The organism is Shewanella cyperi (assembly GCF_017354985.1).
In the GTDB taxonomy this organism is placed as follows: Bacteria; Pseudomonadota; Gammaproteobacteria; order Enterobacterales; family Shewanellaceae; genus Shewanella; species Shewanella cyperi.
Map to the genome: position 1 here is coordinate 1,761,488 of NZ_CP071501.1, position 26,752 is coordinate 1,788,239.

Consider the following 26,752-nt stretch of genomic DNA (forward strand, 5'->3'; position numbering starts at 1 on the left):
ATGAGAAAAGGATTATGGATTGCCAGCCTGCTGCCCAGTGTCTTGTTGCCCAGTATCTTATTGCTTAGCGGCTGCGGCGATGATGTCGGCAAGGTGAGCCTGGGACTGTTTACCACCAAGGATTTGGTGATTGAGGCGCGCCAGGACCCGAAGATCCCTGGCGTCACCTGCCATATCAGTCGGGTGGAAGCGGATTTGTCCCTGGCCGATCCCTCGGACATGAGCATAGCCTGCCGTCAGACCGGCCCCATACATGCCGCCGAAATTGCCGCCATCGACAAGGGCAAGGATGGCGAGCTGGTGTTCAGTGCCTCCCTGAGTATCTTGTTTAAGTCCCTCAAGGTGAGGCGGATTTTTGATGCCGAGTCCCAGACCCTGCTGTACCTGTCCTATTCCACCAAGGAAACCTCCGGCAGCCACAAGCATGCTTTGTCGAGCGTACCTCTATACGGCACAGACGCCTGGCGGGCAACCGGCAAGCCAGACTAGTGGGAAAGCCATTTGCTGTTAATAAAAAACCTCGCCTTGGCGAGGTTTTTTAACGCTTTCAGGGCAATGAACTTAGCGGCCCATGACGGCATTATAGCGCTCGAAGGCTGCGGTCAGATCGGCAATTAAATCTTCGGGATCTTCCAGGCCTATGTGCAGGCGGATCAAAGGTTTGCTGCTGTCCCAACGGGTGGCGCTGCGGATCCTGTCTATGCCCGTGATGGCGAGAATGAGGCTTTCATAGCCGCCCCAGGAGAAGCCCATCTTAAAGTGCTCCATGCCTTCCACAAAGGCTTCCAGCGCTGCGTTGCTGCCATCCTTGAGCACGAAGGAAAACAGGCCGTTGCCGCCACTGAAATCGCGCTCGAAAAATTCATGGCCGGGACAGCTGGGATAGGCCGGGTGGCGCAGGTGGTCGAGCTCGGGACGGGTCAGCAACCAGTCGGCAATAGTGCGGGCGTTTTTATCCTGCTGTGCCAATCGGATCCCTAAGGTTCTCAGTCCTCTGGCCGCCAGGTAGACGTCATCGGGGGAGGTGGTCTGGCCCAGCAGGTAGCTGTGCTCGCGCAATTGATCCCAGTGACCGGCGTTGGCCGTGGCAGTGCCCATCATCACGTCCGAATGACCCACTATGTACTTGGTGGCGGCCTGGATGGAAATATCCACCCCCATCTCGAACGGCCGGCAATTGATGGGCGATGCCCATGTATTGTCCAGCATCACGGTCAGGCCGTGCTCCTGGGCAATGCGCGCCAGGGTGGGCACATCCTGCACTTCCATGGTGATGGAACCCGGGGATTCCAGGAACAGCACCTTGGTATTGGGGCGGATAAGCTCGGCTATGCCTGCACCTATCAGGGGATCGTAATAGCTGGTTTCTATGCCGTAGCCCTTGAGCACCTTGTCGCACAGATCCCGGGTGGGTTCATAAACGCTGTCCACCATCAGCAGATGATCCCCGGCCTTAAGGAAAGAGAGCAGGGCGGCACTGATGGCGGCGGCGCCACTGGGATACAGGGCCGTGCCCACGCCGCCTTCCAACTCGGCAATGGCGGCCTGGAAGCTGAAGTGTGTGGGGGTGCCGCGACGGCCATAAAACATTTCGCCATTATGTTTGTGCCTGGCCGCGTGGCGCATCTGCTCCATGGAATCGAAGACTATGGTAGATGCGCGGAACACGGGGGGGTTAATCACCCCCATGCTGTATTTTTTGTCGCGGCCGAGACTGACGATTTTGGTGGCGGTTTTCATGGGCTTGTCTGACATCTGTGACTGTTCCTGTCGCTGTTTAGGGCTTCATCTTATCATTCGGCAGCAGGGAATAAAGACCGCAGGCACCAAGCTGAATCATGTTCAGCATCAGGCCGGGCTGAGCGGCAATGCCAGGGTCAGCTCGACGCCGCTGTCATCTTCAAGATTGTGGGCCTGAATCTCACCCTGATGGAAGTCGCTGATAAGGCGCGCGATATACAGCCCCAGGCCCAGGTGGGGTTTACCCTTGACGCCTTCCGGGCGTACCGACACCATGGAGTCGAAGATTTGCTCACCCATGTCCTTGGGAAGCAAGGGGCCCTGGTTGCTGACCTTGAGTTTCGCCTGCTTGCCATGGGCGCTGAGGCTGATGCGAATTTCCGTGTCCGGGTGACAGAATTCCAGGGCATTGCTCACCAACTTGTCCAGCAACTGGGCCAGATACTCGGGTACGCCCTTGATGATCAGTGGCTCGCCAGGGAGTTCCAGGGCAAAGCGCTGCTCAGGGTAGGTCAGCTGGTATCCCTGGACGCAGCCACCGATCACCTGATTGAGCACGAAATCCTGCTTCTCGGCCTGCTTCAGGCTTTCTTCCATGCGGGTGGCCTCGCTCATGTTGGCGAGGATAAGGCTTAAGCGGCTGACGCCTTCCTGGGCGCGGTCGAGGTACTTTTGCTTGTCATCCCCCAGGCCCATCAAGGCCAGATGTTCCAGGGAGCTGCGCACCACCGCCACAGGGGTGCGCAGTTCATGGCCTAGGCGGGAGGACATGTTTTCCAGGTAGTGGTTATATTGGCCGAGACGACTGACTATGCTGGCAAAGCTGCGGGACAGATCGCCAATTTCATCGCGGACCTTGGAGGGCTGCAGTCCCTGGCGTACCCGGCCCTGGCTGTCGATGGCCTGCTCCGCCTGATCCCGCAGGCGCCGGATCCGGCTGGATATGCTGGAGGCAAAGAAAAACAGTGCCAGTGTACCCATGCTCATGACGGTGAGGATCACGTTGAACAGCTTTTCCAATGCCCGGTTTCTCAGGGTGCGAATGCCGTGGGTGGTTTCTTCGGCCACAACGGCGCCCATCACCTGATTGTCAATCCAGATGGGGCTGGCGGCGGCCAGTACCACGGCCTTGTTGTCGGGAGTCAGGCGCCAGGTGCTGCCCGGGCTGCCGGTCAACGCCGTTTGAATGTGGCTGCCGGCCAGCTCTGTGCTGTCCTTGAGTCCATCGACGAAGTCCTTGGGGGGCCGGGTAAGAATGCGGTAATAAAGTGGATAGAGATAGCGGCGCACCCAGGCATCAAAGCTGCCATCTGGCACCTCGTTTTCCACCGCCCGGGTCCAGACATTGTTGTCCGAGTGAATGTCGCCGGAGCGGGCCAGTACCCGGCCGTGACGGTCCACCACCCAGATACGAGCACTGTTATGGCCCATGCCTTTGATAATGTTTTCTATTTCCGGAGATGGCACCAATACCGTGCCCAGCTCGCCGGCATCGTCGGTGGCCGAGGTGCCGACACTGGCCACCGGTTGGCGGGTTCGCTTGTCGTTGACATCGTTGATGGCGAAACTCAGCTTGCTGCCGAGCATCTCCAGCGGGATCCTGAGCTCGATATTGTAGCCCTGCTCGGTGCGCTGCCACTGGCCCTGAATTCGGAGCTCAGGCTCAACCGGGGTGCGTTTGCTTGTATCGTCCGGCAGGGCAAAGGCGCTTATCCAGCCATCGCGGATATTGGCCACCAGATAGCGGCGAAATACCCCGGCAGGATCCAGGGTGGCTATGGCGAGAGAGTCGTTTCTGTCTATGGCCAGGCTGTTGCGGCCGCGCATCACGGGAAAGGGGTCGGTCACCTCGAAAAAGGCGTACAGGTAGTCACCGTATTTACCCACCATGTGGTTGAAGCTGAGATGACTGTCGCTGTCCTGGCCGCTCAGGCGCTGGTCCTTGCCATAGTTGAGCATATGGTGGCGGTATTCGTCCCAGTCGCCCAGCTTACCGTCGAGTTGGATTGGCGAGGACAGGGGATAGGCGTACAGATCCCGGCCCTTTTCCAGTTGGCTGCGGTAGCTGGCCTGGCTGTCAAACAGCTTGGGCCTTTCATGGAGGGCGGTGGCCAGGGCCTGGGTTGTGCCTTCAAGGGTGCGCTCCTGACCGTGGCGCAGGTATTTTTCCATTTCCCACACGTATTCATAGCCAAGCCAGGGCAGGCACAGCAGGAAAGTGGACAGGAGTATGACCTTGGTGCGCAGGCCAAAGGGCAGGGCCGTCATGGTTTCTGGCTGTCCCAGCGATAGCCCATGCCATAGACTGTATCTATGCAGTCGAAGGCCGGGTCAACCGCGAGAAACTTCTTGCGGATCCGCTTCACATGGCTGGTGATTGTGCTGTCATCGACAAAGATCTTGGCTTCCTGCATCAGTTCATTGCGGCTTTTGACGTGCCCCGGATGCTTGGCCAGGGCATGTACCATCCAGAATTCGGTGACCGTCAGCTCTATGGCCTGTTGCTGCCAATAGGCCTGAATGCGGTTGGCGTCTATGGTCAAAGGACCCCGCTCCAGCAATTGGGTGACAGTGCCATTGTTTTGCAGCGATTCGCAGCGGCGAAACAGGGCGGCGAGACGAGCCAACAGGTGCGGGAAGCTCACTTCCTTGCTCAGGTAGTCATCGGCCCCCAGGCGCAAACCGCAGACTGTATCAAAGTCGCTGTCGCGGGCGGTGAGAAACAAGATGGGCACAGTGGCCGACATGGCCCGCAGCGCCTGGCACAGGGCAAAACCGCCGTCGATTTCATCCTCCAGGCCTATGTCTATGATGGCCAGATCCGGCAAGCGAACCTGAAACGCCTTGAGCGCCGCCGGGCGGTTGGCGTAGGTCTGTACCTGATATCCCTGGGCCTGCAACACATCCTTGTAGTTTTCGCGGATGGCGGCCTCGTCTTCCACTATGGCAATTCTTTTCATTGGTTCTTTCTATTGCTGTCGCAACTCAAGTTGCGGTGGTGTCCTTTCTGCTGGGCTGACTATACCGCAATTGGCCGTCAAGAAAAGGGCCGGAGGCCAATTGCCATTTTGTTGCCACAATTGATAGCCGAAGTGCCATTTTTGCTCCGCTAAGTTGCCATTCCGCTTGGGTTTAATTGAGTCATCGACAGGAGGGCAGGTCGTCCTCCCGCCAACACCACTCAAAAGGAATGACATCATGAAACACACAATCATCGCCGGCATTGTTTCCCTGACCCTGTTTGGTCACTCTGCCCTGGCCGCTGAGACCTCGACCGAAGCCACCACGCCCCGCGAACACAAGGAAGAATTGATAGGTCTGGGTTCGGGGATCCTGCTGGGGGCCGCAGTCGGTGGTCCCGTGGGTGCCATCATAGGTGCATTCACCGGCGGCATCATTGGCAAATCGGTGGCCGATGAGGATCAACTCAAGGCCCAGGAGGCGCGCCTGGCACGGCAGGAGGAAGATTTGACCAGCCTGCGCAGAACCAAGGAAAGCCTGGAAAACCTCTCCGGTGAATACGCCAGGGTGCAACGTCAGCTCAATGAATTGAAGCAGAGCCGCGAGTCCCGGCTGCAGGAGCTGTCTTTGGGCCTTAATGTGCAATTCAAAACCGGATCTTCCGCTATCGAACCCCATTTCAAGGCTCAGCTTGATGATGTGGCCTTTGCCATGACCCAGGATCCCGAACTCAGGCTCGACCTCAAGGCCTTTGCCGACCGCCGCGGTGATGCGGATTACAACCAGGCCCTGTCGGAGCAGCGCCTGGCTGAGGTCAGATCTTACCTGGTGAGCAAGGGCGTGGCCGAAGACAGGCTGCAGGGTAAGGCTTTGGGTGCCAGTGCGCCGCTGGCACAGGCGTCCGGTCTGGAAGAGGACTTCTTTGACCGCAGGGTGAGTCTGCGCCTCAGCAGCCAGGAATTGCAAAGCCAAACCGAGGAAGCCCTGGCCAGCAACGGCCAGTGATCCGGACCAGGACAGGGAAGAAAGCAATTGATGATTTCAATGCGATATCAGGGCCTGAGCAGATGGGTGGCGGCTGTCGCCCTCATCTGCAGCGCAGGCGCGGGCGCCACGGGTAACGGCGCGGATTGGCAACAAGAGGCGGGTAAGGCCTGGGTTCACACAGAGGCGGCCGAACCCGGGATGGGATTGCTGCAATACCGGGACAGCCAGGGGCAGAAAAGGCAGCTAATTGCGGTTAACACCCGGGTGCAGATGCACGTCAGTGGCTGGCTGAACCGGGTGGTGCTGGAGCAGGAGTTTCTCAATCTCACCGGCGAGACCATTCAGGGGCAGTATCAGTTTCCCCTGCCCCAGGGCGCGGCGGTGGATGGTATGGAGCTGGATCTGGGGCCGCGCAAGATAGTCGGTGAGATCCAGGAAAAACAGGCCGCGAGGGCCAGATTTGAACAGGCCAAACAGCAGGGCCAGCGCGCGGCACTGCTGGAACACAGAAGTGCCAATCTGTTTCACACCGAAGTGGCCAACCTGATGCCCGGTGCCTTGCTGAAGGTGCGGGTTAATTACCTGCAGACCCTCAACTGGGAGCAGCAGGGATTTGAATTGCGCTTTCCCATGACCCTGACGCCAAGGTACTTAAGCCCCCTGTTGCCAATGGCCCAGGGCCAGGTGCCCATGTCGGCTTCGGCCATGCCAAGGCAAGCCAGGGTCAGTTTGGAACTGCTGCTGGAGGGCTTTGATATTCGCACTGTGACCAGCCCCTATCATCAAATTCAGGTGGAGCGGGAAGCAGAGGAACGTACCCGGGTGCGCCTGGAAGACTGGGCGGCCAACCGTGATTTTGTGCTGCGCTGGCAGCCAGGTCTGGAACAGGCGCCCAAGGCCTCGGTGCAGGTGCAGCAGGGCCTGAGCTATGGCGGGGAAGAGCAGGGCTACTTCCATGGTTTACTTTCCTTGCTGCCGCCGGCCACCGAGTTGGCGCTGGCTGTGCCTAGGGAGTTGGTGCTGGTGATAGATACCTCGGGCTCAATGACAGGGGAATCCCTGAGCCAGGCCAAGGCAGCCTTGGCCGAGGCACTGAATCAATTGACACCCGCTGACAGCTTTAACCTGATTGCCTTTAACTCGGATGTGACCATGTTGTGGCCACAATCACGCCCCTGGAGTGCCCAGAATCTCAAAACGGCGATGAAGTTTGTCCGCTCCCTGGAAGCAGAGGGCGGCACGGAAATGGCGGCGGCTCTGAATGCGGCCTTGCCATCCAATGCCAGCGGGGAACGCGTGCGCCAGGTGATCTTCATCACCGACGGTGCCGTTGGTCAGGAACAGGCCTTGTTTACCCAGATTGAGGAGCAATTGGGGGACAGCCGGCTGTTTACTGTCGGAATAGGGGCGGCGCCAAACGGCTTTTTTATGGAGCGGGCGGCTCAGGCGGGCAAGGGCAGTTTCACTTACATAGGCAAGGCGGCCGAGGTCAGCGAACGCATGCAGGCACTGCTTGAACGCATTGCCAAGCCCAGACTCAGCCATATCCGGGTGCAGTTTGAAGACGGCACCATTCCCGAGCACTGGCCCGCTGCCATTCCGGATCTCTATGCCGAAACGCCTTTGCAGCTGAGTTTCCGCCTTCCCGCCGCCAGCCATGGCGACCTCATGGTCAGCGGCCGAATTGGGGCAAAGCCCTGGCAGGTGCAACTGCCTTTGATACCGGTCGCGAGCCAAAGAGGGCTGGATCTGGCCTTTGGTCAGGCACAGATCTCCGCCCTGGAACGGGCCCGCAGTGCCGCCAATGGCGAGCGCACCCGGCAACAGATCACGGCTCTGGGGCTCAAATATCACCTGATGAGCCCCTACACCAGTCTGGTGGCCGTCGACCAGGAAGCCGTGAACCAGGGACAACCGGGCCCTCTGGTGCAGTTGGCGACACCCTTACCCGCCCATTGGCAGGGAGGCATGCCGCAGACCGCCCTTGGCAGTGCACTTTGGTTGTTGCTTGGCAGCGTGTGTCTGTTGCTGGCGCTGGTTTTTGAATGTCTTGGCCGGCTGGGACGTTTGCGATTGGCGTCGGCACCATGAAGGCCCGACGTTTACTGTCCCTGGCAGCACTGCTGCTGGGACTTATCCTGATTATCAAGGGAGGCTATATGCAGGCCAAAGCAGAGTTTGCCCAATTTTTAATTGCCAGGGCCTTTGAGCAGAGCCTGGTGGACGGTCAGCCACACAAACCCTGGGATTGGGCCGATACCTACCCGGTGGCCAGACTGGAGCTGCTCAAGGGGGGCTTACCTCAGCAACCCCTGTATGTGCTGGCGGGAGCCAGCGGACGCAACCTGGCCTTTGGACCGGCCTGGCTTGAAGGCACGGCCAGACCCGGGGCGCCGGGACACAGCGTGATAGCCGGCCACAGGGACAGCCACTTTGCCCAATTACGTGGAATGGCCGTGGGCGACAAGTTGCTGCTGACGCCCTTTTCCGGCCGGCAACAGTTGTTTGAGGTCAGTGCGCTCAGAATAGTGAGTGAGCATGATGGCCAGGCACTGGCCGAAGTGGAGGATGGGCTGACTCTGGTGACCTGTTATCCCTTTGATGCCTTGGGGGCCCGTTCGGAAAAACGTTTGCTGGTGTTCGCAAAACCCATGGCCAAACCCAGGGCGAACGCGGCGGCTCAGCCTGCCATCGGCATGACCCGATTACGGCCGAGTCGTTTGGCGTCGTAGAGCTGAATATCTGCTGCGTCTATGAGTTCCATCAGGCTCATACCTTCACGCCAGCTGCTGACACCGAAGGAGGCGGTCACATTGTTGATGGTATTGCCGGATTTGCGATCCTTGAGGCTGAGCTTTTCCAGGCCCCGGCGCAGCACCTCCGCCAACTGGCGGGCGATGGCCTGATCCCGGGCCGGGATCAGTATGGCAAATTCTTCACCGCCGCAGCGATACACCTTGGCGCCATCGCGGCAACCTTCCATCAGGCGTTTGGCCACGGCCTTAAGTACCTGATCGCCCAATTGATGGCCGTAGGTATCATTGAATATTTTAAAATGGTCTATATCGCACAGCACCAGGCAAGTACCTTCCGGAGCCTGCTCCAGGGTGGCACGCAAATCGGCATCAAAGGCACGGCGATTGAGGCAGCCGGTGAGCGCATCAAACAAGATATCCTTCTCGCTGGCGGCCAGACGCACCTTCAGGGCTTCGATTTCCTGCTGGGCCTTGTTGAGTTGGCGGGTGAAGTAGCTGGTGCTGGTTCGTATGGCATCGGATTCCTTGGCCATGCTGCGCACCAGTTCCAACATCTTGTCGAGGGTGAACTCCTCCCGCTCCAGCTGTTCCAACTTGCTGAAATTGCTGTCGATCCGGCTTTGGAATTGGTTGGCGTCCGTGTGGGTGTCTTTCAGGGACTGGGACAATTCGGTGACCATGGCATCGAGATTCCGGCGCATGGCACAAAGATCCACCGCCATGCTGTCACCCAGGTGCTCCCGGTACAGGAGCTCACTGTTGCTGGGAGGGCAGGTGCGGTGCTCGGCCAATACCTTGTCCATGGCGGCATTGAGTGCCGGTTGTTGCTCACCGACATAGGTATACCAGAGCGCGTAATTGGTGGGGGTGGTGGGGATCCTGTGTTTGAGCATCAGCGGCACAGCCTGCTTGAGGCGAGTCGCCGCCGTGTGCAGCAATGCCTGCTGATCTGCTTCCATCAGCTTGTGGCTGTCGGTCATTGTTGTGATTATCCCAAACCTGAATTACTGCCGCTAAGTGTCGCCGCAGTTGGCCGGACTAGTCAATCCAAACCAGCCACTCTTTCGTGCGAATTTGTATACGGCTTAGAACCTGTAACTGACGGAAAACATGGGACCAATAAAACTGTAACTTATATTGTAGTCGGCCACCTTGACTTGGTTGTCACCGGTTTGATGCACGTCCACATCAACCTTGTAATAGTTGTAGGCGACACTCATCTGCCAGTTGTCACCCAGATCGGCAGTGATCCCGGCACGCACATCCACCAGCGAGCCCTTGATATCATCCACTTTGATCTGGAAGTACTGGGCGTGGCCACTGAGTTTCCAGCCCGGCAGGAATTCGTAGCTGCCAAACAGGCCAATGTCGGGTAATGGCGCGGTTACGCTTTCATCCACAACCCGGGGGATGGCCTGGGTGCCACAGACGTTGTTATTGAGTTGGCTGCTGGTGCAGGCGCTGATGGTGCCTTCGAACATGGAGTCGATAAACATGGCGTGCAGGCCGAGAGACACGCCCAGGCTGTAATTGTTGCCCTGCAGAAACTCATAGCCGTAACCTATACGGGCGATATCTATGTTCAGCGTGGTGGCCAGTTTACCACCGGCCTTGACCTCATAAATGGTGTCATCGATTTGCACCTGAAAGGGGCGACTGACGGCCAGGGTCTCGGCGTCGCGGTGCAGCTGTTTCCAGTCGAGGTAGAAGCTGTGGCGATCGTTGAACCTGTATTCGAATGCAGCGGTTGGCAGAAACTGACTTTCCGCCAGTTCCAGATCAGATTCGAAGTCCAGTCGATAGTTCTGGCCGATCGTAGGATCGGTCACGTCTATGCTGGAGTCCGATTGAGAGTAAAAGCCGCCAACCTGTATGGTCATGTCCTTGGCGTTACACGCTTGGCTCACCCCTGCCAGCGTTACGGTGCATAATGCGAGAGCTTTAAACATTCAGCTGCTCCTGATACAGATTGTGTTACTCGGGGTGTTGCATCCGGTTTCAGGCCGGGCGGCGGGTGTTTTTATGGTATGGAATGCCGCGACAACGAAGGGCAGTGTAAACCAATGACTGACTGATGTGAAACATTTGTATCAAGATATTTGTATATATTTTGATCTGGTGCAGAATTTGTTCCGCAGATGTCAAAAAAGCGCCGAAAACGGCGCTTTTGACGCTAAGAAACGGGGCTTTTTTGTGATCAATCCCGATTGAACATCCCCAGGCGGATGCGGATAAAATGGAGGATCTGGGCGGCAATATCGACGTTCAGACAAGATTCCAGGCCCTCAAAGCCAGGAGATGAATTTGCCTCGCAGATCTTGTAGTGACCGTTGTCGAACAGCAGATCAATACCGGCCACGTCCAAATCCAGAATGTTGGCGGTTTGGGTTGCCAGCCATTCAATTTCCGGTGTGACCTCGAAGGGACGTGCCGAACCACCGGCGCTGACGTTGGCCTTGAAACTGTCTTCCTGACCACGGCGTTCATAACATCCCGCCACCCGGCCGCCAATGGTAAATACCCGCAGATCCCGGCCATGGCTGTTGGAAATGAACTCCTGCAATATGATGTTGGCATTCTTGTTGGTGGCCTCGATCAATTGCATCAGATCGTCAAACTCCCGGGCCTTGTGGGACAGGAACACCCCACTGCCCTGGGAACCGGACAGGGTTTTAATCACCACGGGAAAGCCGAGGTGCCGTTCCACCAGATCTATGTCCACCGGAAACTTCACCAGCATGGTCTTGGGGGTCGGCAAATTTTTCTCGGCCAGCAATTGCTGGGAAAACAGCTTGTCCTTGACCGTTTCTATGGCCCTGGAAGGATTGAGGCAATAGACCCCCAGACGTTCCAGATGGCGTATGATGGCCAGGGCAAAATAGGTGGTACCTGAACCCATGCGGGGAATAATAAAATCGGGCAGCTCCACTGGCTGCCCGTTCAACAAGATACTCTTGTTATCTTCGCGGGTGACTGTCAGGTCAAACTCGTCGGGCCCATAGACCTGAAGATCTATGTTGTCGGCCTTGGCGGCCTCAAGCAAACGATTGATTTCATACAATTCAGGTTTTAACTGAGTCGCGGTTTCTTTATAGAGGATCCAGCCGCGCATTTAGTCTTTAACCTTGATTTTCATGGAGTGTCCTTAAGCTCCTCCTCATCGGCCGGAGCGTCTTCATCATCGTCATCGATGTCGTCGAATGTCAGATCCGGCTCAGGGGCGGTAGCGGGCGCGTGCACTGTGCCAACCACGGCATAAAAGGGTTTTCCCTGCGCCAGTTTGCAATACTTTACCCATAAGTGCTCAAACAAGCTACTGGGGGCCAGCCGTCCGCTCGCGACTTCGACAAATTGCGCTTCGTCGGCGGTGGCAGGTAATTGCTTTCCTTCGGCAAGATCTTTCAGTACCTGACCATATTGTTCCAGTAAATCCGCTTCTTTACTGGTAAAATCACCGCAGCGTCTGAAGCCCTTGGGAAAATTGATATCATCGTAAAAGCGCCTTTTTGCCTGAAAGCCGGTAACTGCGACAGTGCTTGTCTGCGGTTTGCCATTTTCGTTTGAAAAAGCCTGTTGAGACATGGTGATTTCCTTGCTTGATTGACTCTTGATACAACAAAAACATTACTCTGGGTACGATTTGCAACTGGAGTATTGGCTAGTATTATTGAATTAGAAATCAAAAAAATTTGTCGTTTTTGGTCAAAGATATTTTATGGACACGGATCTGCTGAAAACCTTTTTGGAAGTCTCGCGCACCCGCCATTTCGGCAAGGCGGCGGAGAATCTGTACCTGACACGCAGTGCGGTCAGTTTCAGGGTCAAACAACTGGAGACCCTGCTTGGCGTTGAGCTGTTTGAACGTCAGCGTAACAATATTCAGCCGACACCGGCGGGCGAGCGCATGCTGGGGCATGCCGAAGCCGTGCTGACCGCTTGGGAGAGAGCCAAGCAGGATGTGTCCCTGAGTCTGTTGCAATCGACCCAGCTCACCATTGGCGCCGGTCCCAATATCTGGGATGCCTATCTACAGGGACACCTGCAAAGTCTGCATCAGGGGCTTCCGGGGGTGGCGCTGCGCACCGAAGTGTTGCCTCAAAATGTGATGACCAGGCAATTGATGGAACGCACCCTGGATATCGCTATTTCCTTCGACCCGCCCAAACTTGATGATTTCGAGCAGGTGCGAGTGGGTGTCGTGCAGCTGCAGCTGGTGTCAAGCGACGGTCCGCTGACCCTCGACGAGTGCAGTCAGCACAGGTACATCAAGGTGGATTGGGGCACGGCGTTCAATATTCTCCATGCCCAGGAATACGGCATGTTGCCATTGCCGGTACTGCACACCAGTTCATCGCGGATCGCACTGGACTTTGTACTGAATAATGGCGGCAGCGCCTTTTTACCTGACCATATGGTTCGCCCCTTGCTTGCCAGGGGGCGTTTACATCTGGTGACCGGTGCGGCTGCCATTCCCCGCAATGTGCATGTCGTCTATTGGGCCCAGAATGACAGACTGCCCCAAATTGAACAGGCGATAGGTTTTTTGCGTCGGGAAGATGAAGATGATGCCGAAGAGCTGCTGGCCTAGGCCAGCAGTGGCAACAGAATTGCGCCCCAGGTGAGGCCACACAGGCACAAACTGATAAATACCGCGGCCGAGGCAATGTCCTTGGCCTGCCCACTCAGGGGGTGGATCTCCTCCCCAACCCTGTCCACCACGGCTTCGATTGCTGAGTTGAGCAACTCAACTATCAGCACGATAAACACTGTCAGCACCAGCAGCAGTTTTTCCACCATGGAGACCGGCGCCCATGCCGCCACTGGCAACAAGAGCACAGCCAACATCACTTCTTGCCTGAAGGCGGCTTCGTGGGTCCAGGCCGATTTCAAGCCCTTGAATGAGAATCCTGTCGCGCGTATTACGCGCTTGATGCCATGGTTGTTGGCGGGTTTCATAGTTCTACCTTGCTTTGGAAAATGACCGGCTCTTGATTGTTGCAACCCCGGGCCAGTAAAAGGCCTGCGGTGCAGTTGACGGTAAGCCATGCCACAAAAGGCGGCAGTATAACAGCCGAAGATGTCTTGGTTAAGCTGTCGGCCCTATATTCGCGCCTATACTTGGCGTTACCCGCAGTTCGTCCACAGGCCGTGGACTGACACTTCAAGGAGGAAGTTATGGGGCATCACCTGTCTGGAATGGTTATCTGCCTGCTGGCATTGTGTATGCCGGGCCCGTCATTTTCGGCGGCAGTCGACAAGCTTGCAGCCTTGACGCCGAGCCGGTTGGCGCCGTTGGAACTGATAGGGCGCACCGAATTACCGCCGAATGTGATGCTTGAAGATTACCTGATCAGCGAAAAATATGATGGTGTTCGCGGGCGCTGGGATGGCAAAGCCATGTGGAGCAAACAGGGCAAGCCAATTGCGCTGCCGGTCTGGTTCGTCAACGATTTTCCGGCGCAGCCTCTGGAAGGGGAGCTGTGGCTTGGTCGGGGGCAATTTGAAGCCGTGGCCGGACTTATCCGGGGCAGACTGGATAATCCATTGTGGCAGCAACTGCGATTTATGGTATTCGACACCCCGATGCAAAATCGTCCCTTTGCCGAGCGCTATTTGTGGTTATTGGCACTGGGGGATAAGGGCGTGCGGCGGATAGTCCCGCAGCTGAGCATTGGCAGTGTGGCCGAGTTGCAGCGTTTGTTTGATGAGCGGGTGGCCGCTGGGGCCGAAGGGCTGGTGCTGCATCACAAACAAGCCCTGTATCAGGAAGGGCGCAACACAGCTCTTATCAAGCTTAAGCCGCTGCTGGATGCCGAAGCGACTGTGATAGGGTACCGGGCGGGGAAGGGCGAATTCAGCGGTATGCTGGGTTCGCTCAAATTGAGAACTCCTGAAGGACTGGAGTTTTATCTCAGCGCCGGCCTGACCCTGGAGCACAGGCGTCATCCTCCGCAGTTGGGGACTGTGATAAGCTTTCAATACCGGGGACTGAGCGCCAAAGGCGTACCCAGGGGCGCCAGGTTTTGGCGTGTACGACCACCTCAATCATGACCGAGGCTATATTTTGACCACCATAATTCGTTCCGTATTGTTTGTCTGCATGGGGAACATTTGTCGCTCTCCCACCGCCGAGGCGGTTTTTCGGCAGCGCAGCCTGAGGGCTGGTCTTGAGCTTGAGATAGATTCTGCCGGCACCATAGGTTATCACCAGGGCGAACGCCCCGATCCCCGCGCCGAAGCCGCCGGTAATCTGCGGGGCTATGACTTTGCCCAGATGCGTGCCCGCCAGGTGGTGGGAGACGACTTTGAGCGTTTTGATCTGATCCTGGCAGCCGACAAGCAAAACCTGTCCGATTTGCACCTGCGCTGCCCGGGGGAGCACAAGCATAAACTCAAGTTGGTGATGGCCTATGCCAATAATGGTGTCAGCGAGGTGCCGGATCCCTACTATGGTGGCGAAAGTGGCTTTGAACAGGTACTGGATTTATTGGAGCAGGCCGCCGACGGTTTGATTGCCGAGCTGCAGCGCTGAAGACGAAAACGGCGCCCGAGGCGCCGTAGTCTTAGTTCTGGATGCGTTTTCCCGAGCGTTTCAGTTTTTCCGCTTCCTTGCGCTCTTTTTCCCTGGCGGCTTTTTCGGCCAGGATCCGCTCTACTTCAGCCTGCTCGGCCTTGGCCATTTCCGGCGTTTCCAGGGACAGCAGACCGATTTTACCGCTGCGGAATTCATGCAACAGCAACTCAGAAGCCTTGTGCAAATCTATGTGCCCACCGGGGCGCAGGGCGCCACGCTTGCGGCCTATGGCCTCCAGCAGTCCCATGTCATCGGCGGGCATTTCATCGAGCTTATACCTGGCCATCACGGCTTCGGGATAGGCCTGGCGCAGGTAGCCTGCGGCAAACAGGGCCACATCCTCGTATTCCATGGCGGTGTCCTTGATGGCACCTGTCACCGCCAGACGGTAACTACTGGCTTCGTTGTCCACCTTGGGCCAGAGGATCCCCGGGGTGTCTGACAGCACTATGCCGTTTTTGAGGTTGATCCTCTGCTGTGCCTTGGTTACCGCTGGTTCGTTGCCGGTTTTGGCTATGACACGACCGGCCAGGGTGTTGATTATGGTGGACTTGCCCACGTTGGGAATGCCCATAATCATGGTGCGTATGTCTTTTTCAACCTTGTCGCGCGATGGCACCAGCTTGCGGCATAAATCAGGAATGCTGGTTTTGAGCATACCCGGTTGCAAGGTGGTGATGGCCATGGCCTTAACCCCTTGCTCCTGCTCCAGGAATTCAATCCAACGGGCGGTGACTTCGGGATCGGCCAAATCGCATTTATTCAGCAACTTGATACAGGGTTTATCCCCCCTGAGCTGAGTCACCGTGGGGTTTTCACTGCTGTAGGGGATGCGGGCATCCAGCACTTCAATGACCAGATCCACCTGGGGCATGGCCTCGGCAATTTCCTTGCGCGCCTTGTGCATGTGTCCCGGATACCATTGAATTGCCATAGTCTGCTTGTTCCTGCCATTGAATAAGGGCGGCTATTCTACCCGTATTGCTCCCCGGGTACAAAAAAAGCGTCCTGTTGGACGCTTTCGATTGATGCCGTTTTAAATTACGCCCAGTTCCCGCAGGCGTTCCATCAGGTAACTGTCGGCGGTGTAACGCTCGGACAGCACCACTTCAGGATTGGGATGCAGGAACAATGGCAGGGAAATCCGCGACTTGGTTTTGTCGGCTCCCTCGGGATTGATCACCCTGTGGGAGGTGGACGGGAAGTAGCCCCCCGAGGCTTCCTGCAACATATCCCCTATGTTGATAATGAGATTGCCAAAGTCGCTGGGCACATCTATCCAGCTGCCGTCTTTGGCCTGCACCTGCAATCCCGGCTCGTTGGCGGCCGGCAATACGGTCAGCAGGTTAATATCCTCGTGGGCGGCGGCGCGGATGGCACCGAGCTCTTCATCACCTGTCATCGGTGGATAGTGCAGTACCCGCAGCAACGTCTTCTGACTGTCCTTTATCATGTCAGGCAGCGGCATGGAGAAGTGCGCCTTGACGTCTTCCGGGCTGTGGGCTTCCACCCAAGACAGCAGCTCTGCCGCCAGGGCATTGGCTTCGCGGTAATAGGTCAGGATATTTTCCTTGAGACTATCGGGAATGCGACCCCAGGGATAGACATGATAATATTCCTTGATGTCCTTGACCGTGTGACCCTTGGCGGTTTCCGATACTTCGCTTGGGAAAAAGCCATCCTGGGTTTCGGGCTTGAACAGGAATTCCAGCTTGTTGTCACTCTGAAAAAAGGCGTGCCATTCTTTGTAGATGGCTTCCACCAGTTCCTGGCGGATAGGGTGGTTTGACAGTACGCCAAATCCGGTATCCCGCAGTGACTGAACAAATTGTTGTGCGCTGTCCGGCGCGCGGTAATCAATAGTTTCCAATTTCATTTTATGTTTCTTTTGTTATTGTGGTTAACCCCGGCGCCAGTGTAGCCGCGCAGCCCTTCAAGCGCAAATACCGCCGGGAGCCCAGGGACAAGGAGAGAAGAATGCGACAGTTGAATGAATTCGAGCGTTTTGTGATTGAGCAAAAGGGCACTGAACGTCCCTTCAGTGGCGAGTATTATCAGCACAGCGCCAAGGGCGTGTATTGCTGCCGCAAATGTGATGCCCCCCTGTACCTGTCTGAGCATAAATTCAATGCCCACTGTGGCTGGCCCGCCTTTGATGATGAAATTCCCGGTGCGGTTAACCGCCATCCGGACGCCGACGGCCGCAGGGTGGAAATCGTCTGCAGTCACTGCGGTGGTCACCTGGGCCACGTATTTGAGGGTGAATTGCTGACACCCAAAAATGTACGCCACTGTGTCAACTCAGTGTCTTTGCATTTCAAACCCTTGGAAGAAGAGCCTGCAGGCGAGCCCATGGCAAAGGCGACCCTGGGGGGCGGCTGTTTTTGGTGCCTTGAGGCTGTGTTCAAGGAGCTTAAAGGCGTGCATTCCGTGGTCTCAGGCTACGCCGGTGGTACCGAAGCCGATGCCGAATACAAGCGGGTGTGCAGCGGCCATACCGGCCATGCCGAGGTGGTGCAGCTGAGCTTCAACCCCGATGAAATCAGCTTTGAAACCCTGCTTGAGGTGTTTTTCCAGATCCATGATCCCACCTCTCTTAATCGTCAGGGCAATGATGTGGGCCCCCAATATCGCTCGGTGATCTTCATCCACGATGAGCAGCAGGCGCAAAGCGCCAATGCCATGATTACCAGATTGAATGAGGCCAAATTATGGGACAGGCCCATAGTGACCCAGGTAAGCGCCTTTGACGGTTTTTACCCGGCAGAGGACTACCACAGGGATTACTTCGCCCACCATGGGGAGCAACCCTATTGCGCTATTGTGGTGCGCCCCAAGGTGGACAAGTTCAGGGCGCAGTTTGCCGCGCTGCGCAGGCGCTGACAGCTATTGCCCCAACGAAGCTGTGTAAAAAAACAAGGCGGCCAATGGCCGCCTTTGTTGTTAATCCAGTTTATCGTCCGCCACCTTGTAGTGGGGATCTTCCATTAAATTCACTTCCACCAGATCGCCGGCCTTGGCCAGCAGGGCACGACAATCCTGGCTAAGGTGCCGCAGGTGCAACTTTTTCCCCTGACTGGCGTAACGCTCCGCCAGGGTATCAATGGCATCCAGTGCCGAGTGATCGGCGACCCGGGAATTGCCAAAGTCGACAATCACATCGTCGGGATCGGCCTTGGCATCAAACAGTTCCAGAAAGTGGGATACTGAGCCGAAAAACAGCGGGCCATTGAGTTCATACACCTTCCAGCCGTTGGCATCGTTGCGGGTTTGCACATTGATGTGCTTGGCGTGCTCCCAGGCAAACACCAGCGCCGACACTATCACGCCGACGAAGACCGCAAAGGCCAGATCGGTAAATACGGTCACAGTGGTGACCAGCACTATGACAAAGGCATCGTGTTTGGGCACCTTGCGCATGACTTTAAAGCTGGCCCACTCGAATGTGCCCAGTACCACCATGAACATGACGCCCACCAAAGCGGCCAACGGGATGATCTCAATAAAGTCGGCACCAAAGAGGATAAAGATCAGCAGTGCCACCGCCGCCGTTATCCCCGACAGACGACCACGGCCGCCGGAATTGATGTTAATCATCGACTGACCAATCATGGCGCAACCACCCATGGCGCCAAACAGACCGCTGGTGACGTTACCCACACCCTGGCCTATACATTCCTTATTGCCGCGTCCACGGGTGCCTGTCATCTCATCAATCACTGTCAGGGTCAGCAGGGATTCAATCAGCCCCACGGCCGCCAACACGAAAGAGTAGGGCAGAATAATTGACAGGGTTTCCAGGCTGAAGGGCACCTCGGGCAGGGCAAAAATCGGCAGGTTGCCGGCTATGGTGGCGTGCTCGTCACCACTCATGCCGCGCAGAAAGTCCAGAACGGTACGGGTATCCAGATCCAGCCCCACCACCAGAGCCGTCACCGTCAGTATGGCCGCCAGTGACGCCGGAAAGGCAGTGGTGAATTTGGGCAGAAAGTGAATGATGGCCATGGTCAGGGCCACCAGGGCCAACATCAGGTAAAGGGTGTTGCCTGTGAGCCATTGCAGCTGGCCCTCGGCATCGGGTGCCTTGAACTGACCAAGTTGCGCCAGGAAGATCACTATGGCAAGGCCATTGACGAAGCCCATCATCACGGGATAGGGCACAATGCGAATGAATTTACCCAGCTTGAAGATACCGGCGCCGATCTGTAACAGGCCAGCCAGCAGTACGGCGGCAAACAGGTACTGGACGCCATGGCTCGACACCAGGGCTACCATCACCACGGCCATGGCACCTGTGGCGCCGGAGATCATGCCGGGACGCCCCCCTATCAGGGCGGTAACCAAACCCATGATAAAAGCCGCATGGAGGCCAATCATGGGGGCAACACCGGCGACAAAGGCAAACGCAACGGCCTCGGGGACCAGTGCCAGTGCAACTGTCAGCCCCGAGAGCACATCGGCCCTGTGGCTGGCGGATTTATGGCGGATAATATCAAACATGCTGTTCCCGTGTTAATTAAGGGTGACGGTGATCACAAAATTCCAAGCGGCGCAGTCTAGCAAAAATGCGCTTCCGGATGAAGTCCGGTGGCCTGGAAACGAAAAGGGATGACATAAAAAGGGATAAAACAAAAAGGCCATGCATCGCATGGCCTTTTGTGCATTACCGCTTAGCCTCAGGGGCGAGCCATGTCCGAGCCGGCACTGTTGGCCTTGCTCACCATGGATTCGGTCGCCTTGGCGTCGGAGGCATCATACTCGCGGCCCTTGGGGGTCGCCACATGCTCACGGTTCTCCACCACAGGCTTGGTCATATCTGAACTGACCATGGAGCCGAAGCGGCTGCTGACGGCGCGGGCAGGTTTAACTTCGTTGCTCACCGGCGCAGCCTTGACCTCGGGAACCTTGTGGGCCTTCACCGGCTTGATGGCTTCCGGTTTGGCCATTGGGGCGCTGGCGGCAGTGGCCTTGGCTGCATCGGCTGCAGTTTTGGCGACTTCAGCCTTCTCTGTGATGACGGCTACCGGAGCAAGCTGTTCCTGAACCGCGTCTTGCTTAGCCACTTCTTCACTTACAACAGGAGCTTCAGTGACAACAGCGGTTTCGGCTACAGGGGCAGCCACTACTGGCGCTTCAACAGCCGCGGGCGCTGCGGATTCAGCTTTGGCAGCCGGCGCTTCTGTCGCCACAACCTGAGTTTCAGCGGCAATCCCTGCAACAACGGGGGCAGCAGAGGCGGCACTTTCAGTCACGTTTGCTTCGGCGACGGGCGCCTCAACAACAGATGCTTCAACGCCAGATGCTTCAACAAAAGTGGCTTCGACCTGGGTTGCCACTTCAGCGACAGCTTCATCGCTTTCAGGCAATTCACCGTTGGCTTCTTGCTCATCACGGCGACGGCGCTGACCGGCGGCACGCAGGTGACGGGGACTGCGACGGCTGCGACGTTGGCCATCGCGACCTTCACGCTTTGGCTTATCTTCGTCGGAAACCTCTGCATCGACATCGATCGCATCGGTGTCAACATCATCGCCTTGGGGCGCAGCGAACTCGTTTGATACCGCGACCTGGGTGACTGCGTCTTCGAGAACTTCAGCGGCTTCGACCACTTCAGTTGCTTCTGTTGCAGTTGCCTTGGTTTCGGCTGCCTCATCCATCTGCTCTTCGCTCTTTGGCTTGCGAGGCTGACGACGTGGCTTGGCAGGCTTGTCTTCCTGCGGCGCATCCACTTTGACTTCGGTTTGACCCATTTCGGCGGTTTGACCCACTTCGGCAGCCACCTGGACTTGTTCATTCAGTTCCTGGGACTCGTTGATGCGGACCTTACGACGCATGTTGCGACGCTGGCGACGCTCACGCACCACTTCCTGCTTGGGTTCATCGTCAAACTGGGCAACTTCTACCTGTTCAACCGGCTTTTCACGCTCAACGCGTTCACGCTTGGGAGCGCGCTCACGTTTTGGCTGTTCTTCACGCTCACGCAGTGGTTTGTCTTCGCGGCTGCTTTGGGCTTCCTGCTTGGTACGGCCGCCACGGCGACCGTCACGGCTGCCTTCACCGCGATTGCCTTCGCCGCGACCACCGCGCTTGTCACCCTCTTCACCGGGACGACGACGAGTACGGCTGCGGTTGGCGCCTTGGCGGGTTTCGGTCTTGGTCGGTTTCTCTTTCACTTCTTCCTGCTTTTCGGCAGGGGTGAAGATGGCACCAATGGCTGAGAACAGACGGCTGAAGAATCCTGGCTTCGCAGCCACATCAGCAGCGGGCTTGGCAACGGCAGCAGGCTTGCTGACCTGGGTTTCCATAGGTACGGGAGTTCCAAACCCTTTCAGCACCGGCTCAGGGGCGGCAGTGCGCTCCAGTTTGCGTGGCTCGTAGAGCTTGGTTTCAGGCTTTTCGGTACGCTTGTAGCTGGCTTCTTCAATCTCGTCATCCTTGCGGTGGCGGATAACTTTGAAGTCAGGCGTCATCATGTGCGGATCCGGGATCACGTACACTTCGACTTCATGGCGCTGTTCTGTGATGCGAATAGCCTTACGCTTTTCGTTCAGCAGGAAGGCGGCCACGTCCACTGGCACTATGGCCTCGATCTGCGAGGTGTTTTCCTTGATGGCTTCTTCTTCCATCAGACGCAGGATAGACAGGGCCAAAGATTCGGTGCCGCGGATAGTGCCCTGGCCATGACAGCGTGGGCAGATATGGGCTGCAGATTCTTCCAGAGACGGACGCAGGCGCTGACGGGACATTTCCATCAGACCAAAACGGGAGATACGACCCAGTTGCACCCGGGCGCGATCCTGATGCACTGCATCACGCAGGCGGTTTTCCACTTCGCGTTGATGACGAACCGGGGTCATGTCGATGAAGTCGATAACCACCAGACCACCCAGGTCGCGCAGACGCAACTGACGGGCGATTTCATCGGCCGCTTCCAGGTTGGTGTTCAGGGCCGTTTCTTCGATATCACCGCCTTTTGTGGCACGGGCGGAGTTGATATCGATAGAGGTCAGGGCCTCTGTGGGGTCAATCACAATCGAACCGCCGGAAGGCAGACGTACTTCGCGCTGGAAGGCCGACTCAATCTGGGATTCAATTTGGTAATGGGTGAACAGTGGCACTTCGGCCTTGTAAAGCTTAACCCGCTCAACAAAATCCGGACGCACCAGAGCAATATGTTGCTTGGCTTCTTCGAATACCCTTGGGTGGTCGATGAGAATTTCGCCCACGTCGCGGCGCAGATAGTCACGAATGGCGCGCACTATCACGTTGCTTTCCTGATGGATCAGCATGGGCGCAGGATGGGTCTCGGAGGCTTCCCTGATGGCGTCCCAGTGGCGCAGCAGCACCTTGAGATCCCATTGCAGCTCGGAGGATTCCTTGCCAACACCTGCGGTACGGACGATGAGGCCCATGCCGGCAGGCACTTCCAGATCCGACATGGCTTCTTTCAGTTCGGTGCGCTCATCACCCTCGATACGGCGGGAGATACCACCGGCACGGGGGTTGTTGGGCATCAGCACCAGGTAAGAACCGGCCAGGCTGATAAAGGTGGTCAGGGCGGCGCCCTTGTTGCCACGCTCTTCTTTGTCAATCTGGACTATGACTTCCTGACCTTCGCTGATCACTTCCTTGATATTGGGGCGACCCTGGAAGGAGTATCCCTTGGGAAAGTATTCACGGGCAATTTCTTTCAGGGGCAGGAAACCGTGGCGCTCGGCACCATAGTCTACGAAGGCTGCTTCGAGAGAGGGTTCTACGCGGGTGATTTTACCCTTGTAAATGTTGGCTTTTTTCTGCTCATGACCAGGACTTTCGATATCCAGATCATAAAGTTGTTGCCCATCTACCAGGGCTACACGCAACTCTTCTGATTGAGTTGCATTGATTAACATACGTTTCATGGTGACGTCATTCTTCTTTAAATGGGTCACCGGATAAGGCAATTGACTGCATTCAGGGCCTGACATATTCGGGACGGGGCCTGTCGGCCGGTCAAGTCAGGCTTTTTGGGTGCGCATTGCTGTTAGACGCAATCTCTGCGTGTCGCTACCGATTTATGGCTTATTTTTCAATGATTACAAAAACAAGGAATTCGTTGTAAAACATCAACCAACCCCATAAATTCAAATAATTTCTTTCCGTGAATGCCCAAAGTCGAGTGTCGTTGTCCGGTGACAAGTTACATTAGTCTTCGAATCCGGGACGGTTTTCAACAGAAACCATATTGTAATGGCGACTTAATGAGTTTAACCGTATAAAACCTGAGTTTTGATATTTTGTACTAAAAATACGGTTTGCAATTCAATGAATTGCGACCCAATGGTCGTTTATTTTACTCCGGTAAAACCGCGGTGTGCGCAGGGGAGTTGTGAACATTTTATCCACTGTAAAACCACCAGCGCCGAGGAAGAATAGCAACAATCAAAAATTTCGGCAATGGAAAGCCACAATTCTTGCCACATGTTGTACAATGCCCGGCGTTTATTGCAGATGGTTCACCATGAGTACAGAAACTTCCCCCACCCAGGTTCAGTTCGTCACCATAGACGAAGACAACGCCGGCCAGCGTATCGACAACTTTTTATTGAGCAAGCTTAAGGGCGTGCCCAAGAGCATGATCTACCGCATCGTTCGTAAGGGCGAGGTCAGGGTCAACAAGGGCCGTATTAAACCCGAATATAAGTTGGCAATCGGTGACGAGGTGCGTGTGCCACCCGTGCGCGTGGCCGAAAAGGACTACCGCACCGCGCCGTCCGCCAATCTGTCTCGGGTGTCCCAGTTGGAAGACAGGATACTGTTTGAAGACAAGCACCTGATAGTGCTGAACAAACCCGCTGGCATCGCGGTACATGGCGGCAGTGGCGTGGACTATGGTGTTATTGAAGCATTACGTAGCCTGCGGCCGCAGCAAAAGTTTCTGGAATTGGTGCACAGACTCGACAAGGATACCAGCGGTGTGTTGCTGGTTGCCAAAAAGCGCAGTGCGCTCAAGCATTTGCATGACCAGCTCAGGCATAAGCAGATGCAGAAGGATTACCTGGCGCTGGTGCGCGGCCAGTGGCAAAGCCATGACAGGGTCGTCAAGGCTCCGCTGCTGAAACTGACGCTGAAGTCAGGTGAACGCATTGTGCGGGTGTCCAGTGATGGCAAGCCCAGCGAAACCCGTTTCCAGGTCGTCAACTATTTTCAGGGTGCCACTCTGGTGCAGGCCAGTCCCGTCACCGGCCGTACCCATCAAATCCGCGTGCACTGTCAGTTTCAGGGCCACCCTATTGCCTGTGATGACAAATACAGTGAGCAGAAGTTTGATGACAGTATGCGTGCCCTGGGACTGAATCGCCTGTTCCTCCACGCTGCCAGACTCAGATTCACCCATCCTGACACCGAGACCGAGATGGTAATGGAAGCGCCGCTGGATGACGAGTTGCAGACCTTGCTGACCAAGCTGGAGCCGATGAAGTGAGTCGTCGGTTCGACCTGGTCATTTTCGACTGGGATGGCACCTTGATGGATTCCATCGACAAGATTGTCATCTGCATGCAGGCATTGGCACAGGAGCTGGCGTTGGCGGTTCCCTCAGATCAGGCCGTACGCGATATCATAGGTTTGTCGATGCCGCTGGCGATGGCGCAGCTGTTTCCGCAATTCAGCGACGCTGAGCGAACACATATGATGGGCCGCTATCGTGAGCATTATCTGGTGCTCAATGGCACGCCAAGCCCCTTGTTTGAAGGCGTAGAAACCCTTTTGGCCAGTCTCAGAGAGCAGGGCTACCGTCTGGCCATAGCTACGGGAAAGGCGAGGGCGGGACTTGAGCGCATTTTGGCTGAAACCGGTCTTGGACATTACTTCGATACCAGCCGCTGTGCCGATGAGACCCACAGCAAGCCCCATCCGCAAATGCTCAGCGAAATTATTGCTGAGCTGGGTGTGTGTGCCGAAAAAGCCCTGATGATAGGTGACTCGTTGCACGACCTTAATATGGCCAATAATGCGGGCATTGCCGCCATAGGTGTCAACTACGGCGCCCACAGCGCCGAGCAATTGACCCGGGCAGAGCCCCTGGCGATTATCTCTTCGCCCATTGAGCTGTTAACCCACCTTTAGCCACGGCTTTTATACGGGCCTTGAAATCAAGGCCTGATTTTAGGCAAGGCCTGATTTTAGGCAAGTCCAGGTTTTAGGCCAGTGGGTCCATACCCGCGTTCATCAGCAATTCACACAGGCTGATAAGTGGCAGACCCACCAGGGTATTGGGATCGCGGCCGCTCAAGGACTCGAACAGGCAAATTCCCAGACCTTCCGACTTAAAGCTGCCGGCACACCACAGCGGTTGCTCCAGCTCGACGTAGCGCTCAATCTGCTCATCAGTCAGTTGCCTGAAACGCACTTCAAAGGGTTCAACCACGCTCTGGCAGGACATGTTCCGGCTATCCACCAGTGCCAGTCCGGTATAAAAGGTGACTGTCTTGCCCCTTTGTCGTTTGAGCTGGGTTATGGCGTTTTCCACCGTCAGGGGTTTGCCGAGAATATGGTCATCACACACTGCCAGTTGATCCGAGCCTATGATCAACGCCGGAAAGTTGCAGCGTTTGGCCACTGCCAGTGCCTTTTCCCTTGCCAATCTCTCTACCAGTGCCAGCGGCGCCTCGCCCTCTTGGGGACTTTCATCCACGCCCGGGTCCATGGTATCGAAATCCAACGTCAGTTTATTGAGCAACTGCTGTCGAAAGGGGGAGGTGGAAGCTAAAATCAATTTCGGAGTCATTACGGATGAACAGCACAAAGAAAGGATGGCGTCATTGTCTGCCATTTGCTTGCCCGATGACAAGTCCATGGCAGCCTTGGCGAACGCGCTTATTTTGACCGCTTTTGGCTTGTGCTGTCCCCTTGGCTTGGGTAATATTTTGCGTCCGTCAATTTCTGTGCCGGAGAGAGGACTGCAACAGCCGCCAAAGTCGGTAGTAGATGCAGAAATTTTTCTTTGACTCCGGCGTGTTGAAACTATAATATGCGCGCCCTATGCAAACAGTAAAGATACCGGTTTCAATTGATCCCATTCGCGCAGCCTCGAGCCGCCTTGATTTTCAGGGTGTGGTCCCTGGCAAGCAGCTGAAGCGATTGAATGAGTTATGTGCCGGCGACTGTTCCGATGTGACAGTGTCGTTGGAATGTGGCGTGGATTTACAGGGGATAGTCTACCTGAAAGGGAAGGCTGTGACGGAGCTCACTCTGATATGTCAACGTTGCATGACACTTTTTACCACTGAGGTTACGGTCGACTTTTGCTTCAGTCCTTGCCGGACAGAAGCGGAAATCGATGAGCTCCCGGATGCGTATGACCCTATTGAGTGCAATGAAATTGGCGAGATACGTCTGCATCAATTGATCGAAGATGAATTGATATTGGCTGTACCTTTAATCCCGGCGCATGAAGACAATGATTGCAGCCTGGGTTCGCAAGATATGGTGGTAGGCGAGATTGACCCCGCTCAAGAGGAGCGTCCAAATCCGTTTGCAGTGTTAGAAAAACTGAAGAGCAAGTAATCCAGGAGACAGACCCATGGCTGTACAACAGAATAAAAAATCCCGTTCCAAGCGTGGCATGCGCCGTTCACATGACGCTCTGAGCACTGCTCAGCTGTCTGTAGACGCGACCAGCGGCGAACTGCATCTGCGTCACAACGTGACTGCCGATGGCTTCTACCGTGGTAAAAAGGTTATCAACAAGTAA

General features: G+C 56.1%; 25 protein-coding genes. 12 read left to right on the plus strand and 13 right to left on the minus strand.

The annotated features are described in order from the left end of the window. The gene (locus JYB84_RS07535; protein WP_207322791.1) at positions 1 to 489 is read left to right on the plus strand and encodes a CreA family protein; all 489 of its coding nucleotides are present in this window, start codon (positions 1 to 3) and stop codon (positions 487 to 489) included. A gap of 72 nt (positions 490 to 561) precedes the next feature. Here JYB84_RS07535 and JYB84_RS07540 read toward each other — a convergent pair whose 3' ends face one another. From JYB84_RS07540 to pdsR, 3 genes are all read right to left on the minus strand, one after another. Beyond that, the gene (locus tag JYB84_RS07540; protein WP_207322792.1) at positions 562 to 1,755 is read right to left on the minus strand and encodes a cystathionine beta-lyase; all 1,194 of its coding nucleotides are present in this window, start codon (positions 1,753 to 1,755) and stop codon (positions 562 to 564) included. A 93-nt stretch (positions 1,756 to 1,848) separates the two neighbouring features. Continuing rightward, a complete protein-coding gene (pdsS, locus tag JYB84_RS07545) occupies positions 1,849 to 4,008 on the minus strand; it encodes a proteobacterial dedicated sortase system histidine kinase (RefSeq protein WP_207322793.1) in 2,160 nt (719 codons plus the stop codon). Next, entirely contained in the window at positions 4,005 to 4,700 is a 696-nt protein-coding gene (pdsR, locus tag JYB84_RS07550; RefSeq protein WP_207322794.1) for a proteobacterial dedicated sortase system response regulator, read from the minus strand. The genes pdsS and pdsR overlap by 4 nt, the downstream gene beginning before the upstream one ends. A gap of 238 nt (positions 4,701 to 4,938) precedes the next feature. Here pdsR and pdsO point away from each other — a divergent pair, with 238 nt between their 5' ends. From pdsO to JYB84_RS07565, 3 genes are read left to right on the plus strand one after another with little or no spacing between them, the layout of a single operon-like run. Beyond that, on the plus strand, positions 4,939 to 5,706 hold the full coding sequence (gene pdsO / locus JYB84_RS07555) for a sortase-associated OmpA-like protein PdsO (RefSeq protein WP_207322795.1): 768 nt from the start codon (positions 4,939 to 4,941) through the stop codon (positions 5,704 to 5,706). A gap of 30 nt (positions 5,707 to 5,736) precedes the next feature. After that, positions 5,737 to 7,779: a marine proteobacterial sortase target protein gene (locus tag JYB84_RS07560; RefSeq protein WP_207322796.1), complete on the plus strand. Its 2,043-nt coding sequence runs from the start codon at positions 5,737 to 5,739 to the stop codon at positions 7,777 to 7,779. Beyond that, the gene (locus tag JYB84_RS07565; RefSeq protein WP_228290913.1) at positions 7,776 to 8,420 is read left to right on the plus strand and encodes a class GN sortase; all 645 of its coding nucleotides are present in this window, start codon (positions 7,776 to 7,778) and stop codon (positions 8,418 to 8,420) included. The genes JYB84_RS07560 and JYB84_RS07565 overlap by 4 nt, the downstream gene beginning before the upstream one ends. Here the strand turns inward: JYB84_RS07565 and JYB84_RS07570 are convergent. The 4 genes from JYB84_RS07570 to JYB84_RS07585 all read right to left on the minus strand — a co-directional run bounded on the left by JYB84_RS07570 (position 8,369) and on the right by JYB84_RS07585 (position 12,026). Continuing rightward, positions 8,369 to 9,424: a GGDEF domain-containing protein gene (locus tag JYB84_RS07570; RefSeq protein ID WP_228289717.1), complete on the minus strand. Its 1,056-nt coding sequence runs from the start codon at positions 9,422 to 9,424 to the stop codon at positions 8,369 to 8,371. The two genes, JYB84_RS07565 and JYB84_RS07570, sit on opposite strands and share 52 nt — an antisense overlap. 105 nt (positions 9,425 to 9,529) lie before the next feature. After that, entirely contained in the window at positions 9,530 to 10,393 is an 864-nt protein-coding gene (locus JYB84_RS07575; RefSeq protein WP_207322798.1) for a hypothetical protein, read from the minus strand. Positions 10,394 to 10,641: 248 nt separating this feature from the next. Further along, positions 10,642 to 11,556, minus strand: coding sequence for an ATP-grasp domain-containing protein (locus JYB84_RS07580; RefSeq protein WP_207322799.1), 915 nt, complete (start codon positions 11,554 to 11,556; stop codon positions 10,642 to 10,644). Positions 11,557 to 11,576: 20 nt separating this feature from the next. Continuing rightward, positions 11,577 to 12,026, minus strand: a complete 450-nt coding sequence (locus JYB84_RS07585; protein WP_207322800.1) for a DUF413 domain-containing protein — start codon at positions 12,024 to 12,026, stop codon at positions 11,577 to 11,579. Positions 12,027 to 12,159: 133 nt separating this feature from the next. Here JYB84_RS07585 and hdfR point away from each other — a divergent pair, with 133 nt between their 5' ends. Further along, the gene (gene hdfR, locus JYB84_RS07590) at positions 12,160 to 13,032 is read left to right on the plus strand and encodes an HTH-type transcriptional regulator HdfR (protein ID WP_207322801.1); all 873 of its coding nucleotides are present in this window, start codon (positions 12,160 to 12,162) and stop codon (positions 13,030 to 13,032) included. Here hdfR and JYB84_RS07595 read toward each other — a convergent pair. Continuing rightward, complete coding sequence (locus JYB84_RS07595; protein ID WP_207322802.1) at positions 13,029 to 13,400, minus strand: diacylglycerol kinase; 372 nt, start codon at positions 13,398 to 13,400, stop codon at positions 13,029 to 13,031. The genes hdfR and JYB84_RS07595 overlap by 4 nt on opposite strands. 219 nt (positions 13,401 to 13,619) lie before the next feature. Between JYB84_RS07595 and JYB84_RS07600 the strand changes: the two genes are divergently transcribed. Together JYB84_RS07600 and JYB84_RS07605 are read left to right on the plus strand one after the other, a co-directional pair. Beyond that, entirely contained in the window at positions 13,620 to 14,495 is an 876-nt protein-coding gene (locus tag JYB84_RS07600) for a DNA ligase (protein WP_207322803.1), read from the plus strand. 49 nt (positions 14,496 to 14,544) lie between these two features. Next, positions 14,545 to 14,976: a low molecular weight protein-tyrosine-phosphatase gene (locus JYB84_RS07605; protein ID WP_207322804.1), complete on the plus strand. Its 432-nt coding sequence runs from the start codon at positions 14,545 to 14,547 to the stop codon at positions 14,974 to 14,976. Positions 14,977 to 15,007: 31 nt separating this feature from the next. On the opposite strand, the gene ylqF is transcribed toward JYB84_RS07605, so the two are convergent. Further along, complete coding sequence (ylqF, locus tag JYB84_RS07610; protein WP_207322805.1) at positions 15,008 to 15,952, minus strand: ribosome biogenesis GTPase YlqF; 945 nt, start codon at positions 15,950 to 15,952, stop codon at positions 15,008 to 15,010. Positions 15,953 to 16,054: 102 nt separating this feature from the next. Next, on the minus strand, positions 16,055 to 16,894 hold the full coding sequence (locus tag JYB84_RS07615; RefSeq protein WP_207322806.1) for an isopenicillin N synthase family dioxygenase: 840 nt from the start codon (positions 16,892 to 16,894) through the stop codon (positions 16,055 to 16,057). 101 nt (positions 16,895 to 16,995) lie between these two features. Here JYB84_RS07615 and JYB84_RS07620 point away from each other — a divergent pair, with 101 nt between their 5' ends. Beyond that, the gene (locus JYB84_RS07620) at positions 16,996 to 17,901 is read left to right on the plus strand and encodes a bifunctional methionine sulfoxide reductase B/A protein (protein WP_207322807.1); all 906 of its coding nucleotides are present in this window, start codon (positions 16,996 to 16,998) and stop codon (positions 17,899 to 17,901) included. A 60-nt stretch (positions 17,902 to 17,961) separates the two neighbouring features. On the opposite strand, the gene JYB84_RS07625 is transcribed toward JYB84_RS07620, so the two are convergent. Together JYB84_RS07625 and rne are read right to left on the minus strand one after the other, a co-directional pair. Further along, a complete protein-coding gene (locus JYB84_RS07625) occupies positions 17,962 to 19,518 on the minus strand; it encodes a SulP family inorganic anion transporter (RefSeq protein ID WP_207322808.1) in 1,557 nt (518 codons plus the stop codon). Positions 19,519 to 19,694: 176 nt separating this feature from the next. Then, the gene (gene rne / locus JYB84_RS07630; protein ID WP_207322809.1) at positions 19,695 to 22,919 is read right to left on the minus strand and encodes a ribonuclease E; all 3,225 of its coding nucleotides are present in this window, start codon (positions 22,917 to 22,919) and stop codon (positions 19,695 to 19,697) included. 599 nt (positions 22,920 to 23,518) lie between these two features. On the opposite strand from rne, the gene rluC reads away from it, so the two are divergent. Then, positions 23,519 to 24,481: a 23S rRNA pseudouridine(955/2504/2580) synthase RluC gene (rluC, locus tag JYB84_RS07635; protein WP_207322810.1), complete on the plus strand. Its 963-nt coding sequence runs from the start codon at positions 23,519 to 23,521 to the stop codon at positions 24,479 to 24,481. A 44-nt stretch (positions 24,482 to 24,525) separates the two neighbouring features. Then, positions 24,526 to 25,125 carry an HAD-IIIA family hydrolase gene (locus JYB84_RS07640; protein WP_207323145.1) on the plus strand — a complete coding sequence of 200 codons (600 nt, stop codon included), beginning with the start codon at positions 24,526 to 24,528 and terminating at the stop codon, positions 25,123 to 25,125. 73 nt (positions 25,126 to 25,198) lie between these two features. On the opposite strand, the gene JYB84_RS07645 is transcribed toward JYB84_RS07640, so the two are convergent. Next, the gene (locus JYB84_RS07645; protein WP_207322811.1) at positions 25,199 to 25,786 is read right to left on the minus strand and encodes a Maf family protein; all 588 of its coding nucleotides are present in this window, start codon (positions 25,784 to 25,786) and stop codon (positions 25,199 to 25,201) included. A gap of 254 nt (positions 25,787 to 26,040) precedes the next feature. On the opposite strand from JYB84_RS07645, the gene yceD reads away from it, so the two are divergent. Then, on the plus strand, positions 26,041 to 26,565 hold the full coding sequence (yceD, locus tag JYB84_RS07650) for a 23S rRNA accumulation protein YceD (protein ID WP_207322812.1): 525 nt from the start codon (positions 26,041 to 26,043) through the stop codon (positions 26,563 to 26,565). Positions 26,566 to 26,581: 16 nt separating this feature from the next. After that, positions 26,582 to 26,752, plus strand: a complete 171-nt coding sequence (rpmF, locus tag JYB84_RS07655) for a 50S ribosomal protein L32 (protein ID WP_011496728.1) — start codon at positions 26,582 to 26,584, stop codon at positions 26,750 to 26,752.

Coding starts and splice junctions, on each gene's coding strand:
- hdfR (WP_207322801.1), top strand. CDS start 12,160: ATGGACACGGATCTGCTGAAAACCTTTTTGGAAGTCTCGCGCACCCGC.
- rpmF (WP_011496728.1), top strand. CDS start 26,582: ATGGCTGTACAACAGAATAAAAAATCCCGTTCCAAGCGTGGCATGCGC.
- yceD (WP_207322812.1), top strand. CDS start 26,041: ATGCAAACAGTAAAGATACCGGTTTCAATTGATCCCATTCGCGCAGCC.
- JYB84_RS07620 (WP_207322807.1), top strand. CDS start 16,996: ATGCGACAGTTGAATGAATTCGAGCGTTTTGTGATTGAGCAAAAGGGC.
- rne (WP_207322809.1), bottom strand. CDS start 22,919: ATGAAACGTATGTTAATCAATGCAACTCAATCAGAAGAGTTGCGTGTA.
- JYB84_RS07600 (WP_207322803.1), top strand. CDS start 13,620: ATGGGGCATCACCTGTCTGGAATGGTTATCTGCCTGCTGGCATTGTGT.
- JYB84_RS07580 (WP_207322799.1), bottom strand. CDS start 11,556: ATGCGCGGCTGGATCCTCTATAAAGAAACCGCGACTCAGTTAAAACCT.
- JYB84_RS07560 (WP_207322796.1), top strand. CDS start 5,737: ATGATTTCAATGCGATATCAGGGCCTGAGCAGATGGGTGGCGGCTGTC.
- JYB84_RS07645 (WP_207322811.1), bottom strand. CDS start 25,786: ATGACTCCGAAATTGATTTTAGCTTCCACCTCCCCCTTTCGACAGCAG.
- JYB84_RS07575 (WP_207322798.1), bottom strand. CDS start 10,393: ATGTTTAAAGCTCTCGCATTATGCACCGTAACGCTGGCAGGGGTGAGC.
- JYB84_RS07585 (WP_207322800.1), bottom strand. CDS start 12,026: ATGTCTCAACAGGCTTTTTCAAACGAAAATGGCAAACCGCAGACAAGC.
- pdsR (WP_207322794.1), bottom strand. CDS start 4,700: ATGAAAAGAATTGCCATAGTGGAAGACGAGGCCGCCATCCGCGAAAAC.
- JYB84_RS07640 (WP_207323145.1), top strand. CDS start 24,526: ATGGATTCCATCGACAAGATTGTCATCTGCATGCAGGCATTGGCACAG.
- JYB84_RS07570 (WP_228289717.1), bottom strand. CDS start 9,424: ATGACCGACAGCCACAAGCTGATGGAAGCAGATCAGCAGGCATTGCTG.
- JYB84_RS07535 (WP_207322791.1), top strand. CDS start 1: ATGAGAAAAGGATTATGGATTGCCAGCCTGCTGCCCAGTGTCTTGTTG.
- JYB84_RS07565 (WP_228290913.1), top strand. CDS start 7,776: ATGAAGGCCCGACGTTTACTGTCCCTGGCAGCACTGCTGCTGGGACTT.
- JYB84_RS07615 (WP_207322806.1), bottom strand. CDS start 16,894: ATGAAATTGGAAACTATTGATTACCGCGCGCCGGACAGCGCACAACAA.
- ylqF (WP_207322805.1), bottom strand. CDS start 15,952: ATGGCAATTCAATGGTATCCGGGACACATGCACAAGGCGCGCAAGGAA.
- pdsS (WP_207322793.1), bottom strand. CDS start 4,008: ATGACGGCCCTGCCCTTTGGCCTGCGCACCAAGGTCATACTCCTGTCC.
- JYB84_RS07605 (WP_207322804.1), top strand. CDS start 14,545: ATGGGGAACATTTGTCGCTCTCCCACCGCCGAGGCGGTTTTTCGGCAG.
- rluC (WP_207322810.1), top strand. CDS start 23,519: ATGAGTACAGAAACTTCCCCCACCCAGGTTCAGTTCGTCACCATAGAC.
- pdsO (WP_207322795.1), top strand. CDS start 4,939: ATGAAACACACAATCATCGCCGGCATTGTTTCCCTGACCCTGTTTGGT.
- JYB84_RS07625 (WP_207322808.1), bottom strand. CDS start 19,518: ATGTTTGATATTATCCGCCATAAATCCGCCAGCCACAGGGCCGATGTG.
- JYB84_RS07595 (WP_207322802.1), bottom strand. CDS start 13,400: ATGAAACCCGCCAACAACCATGGCATCAAGCGCGTAATACGCGCGACA.
- JYB84_RS07540 (WP_207322792.1), bottom strand. CDS start 1,755: ATGTCAGACAAGCCCATGAAAACCGCCACCAAAATCGTCAGTCTCGGC.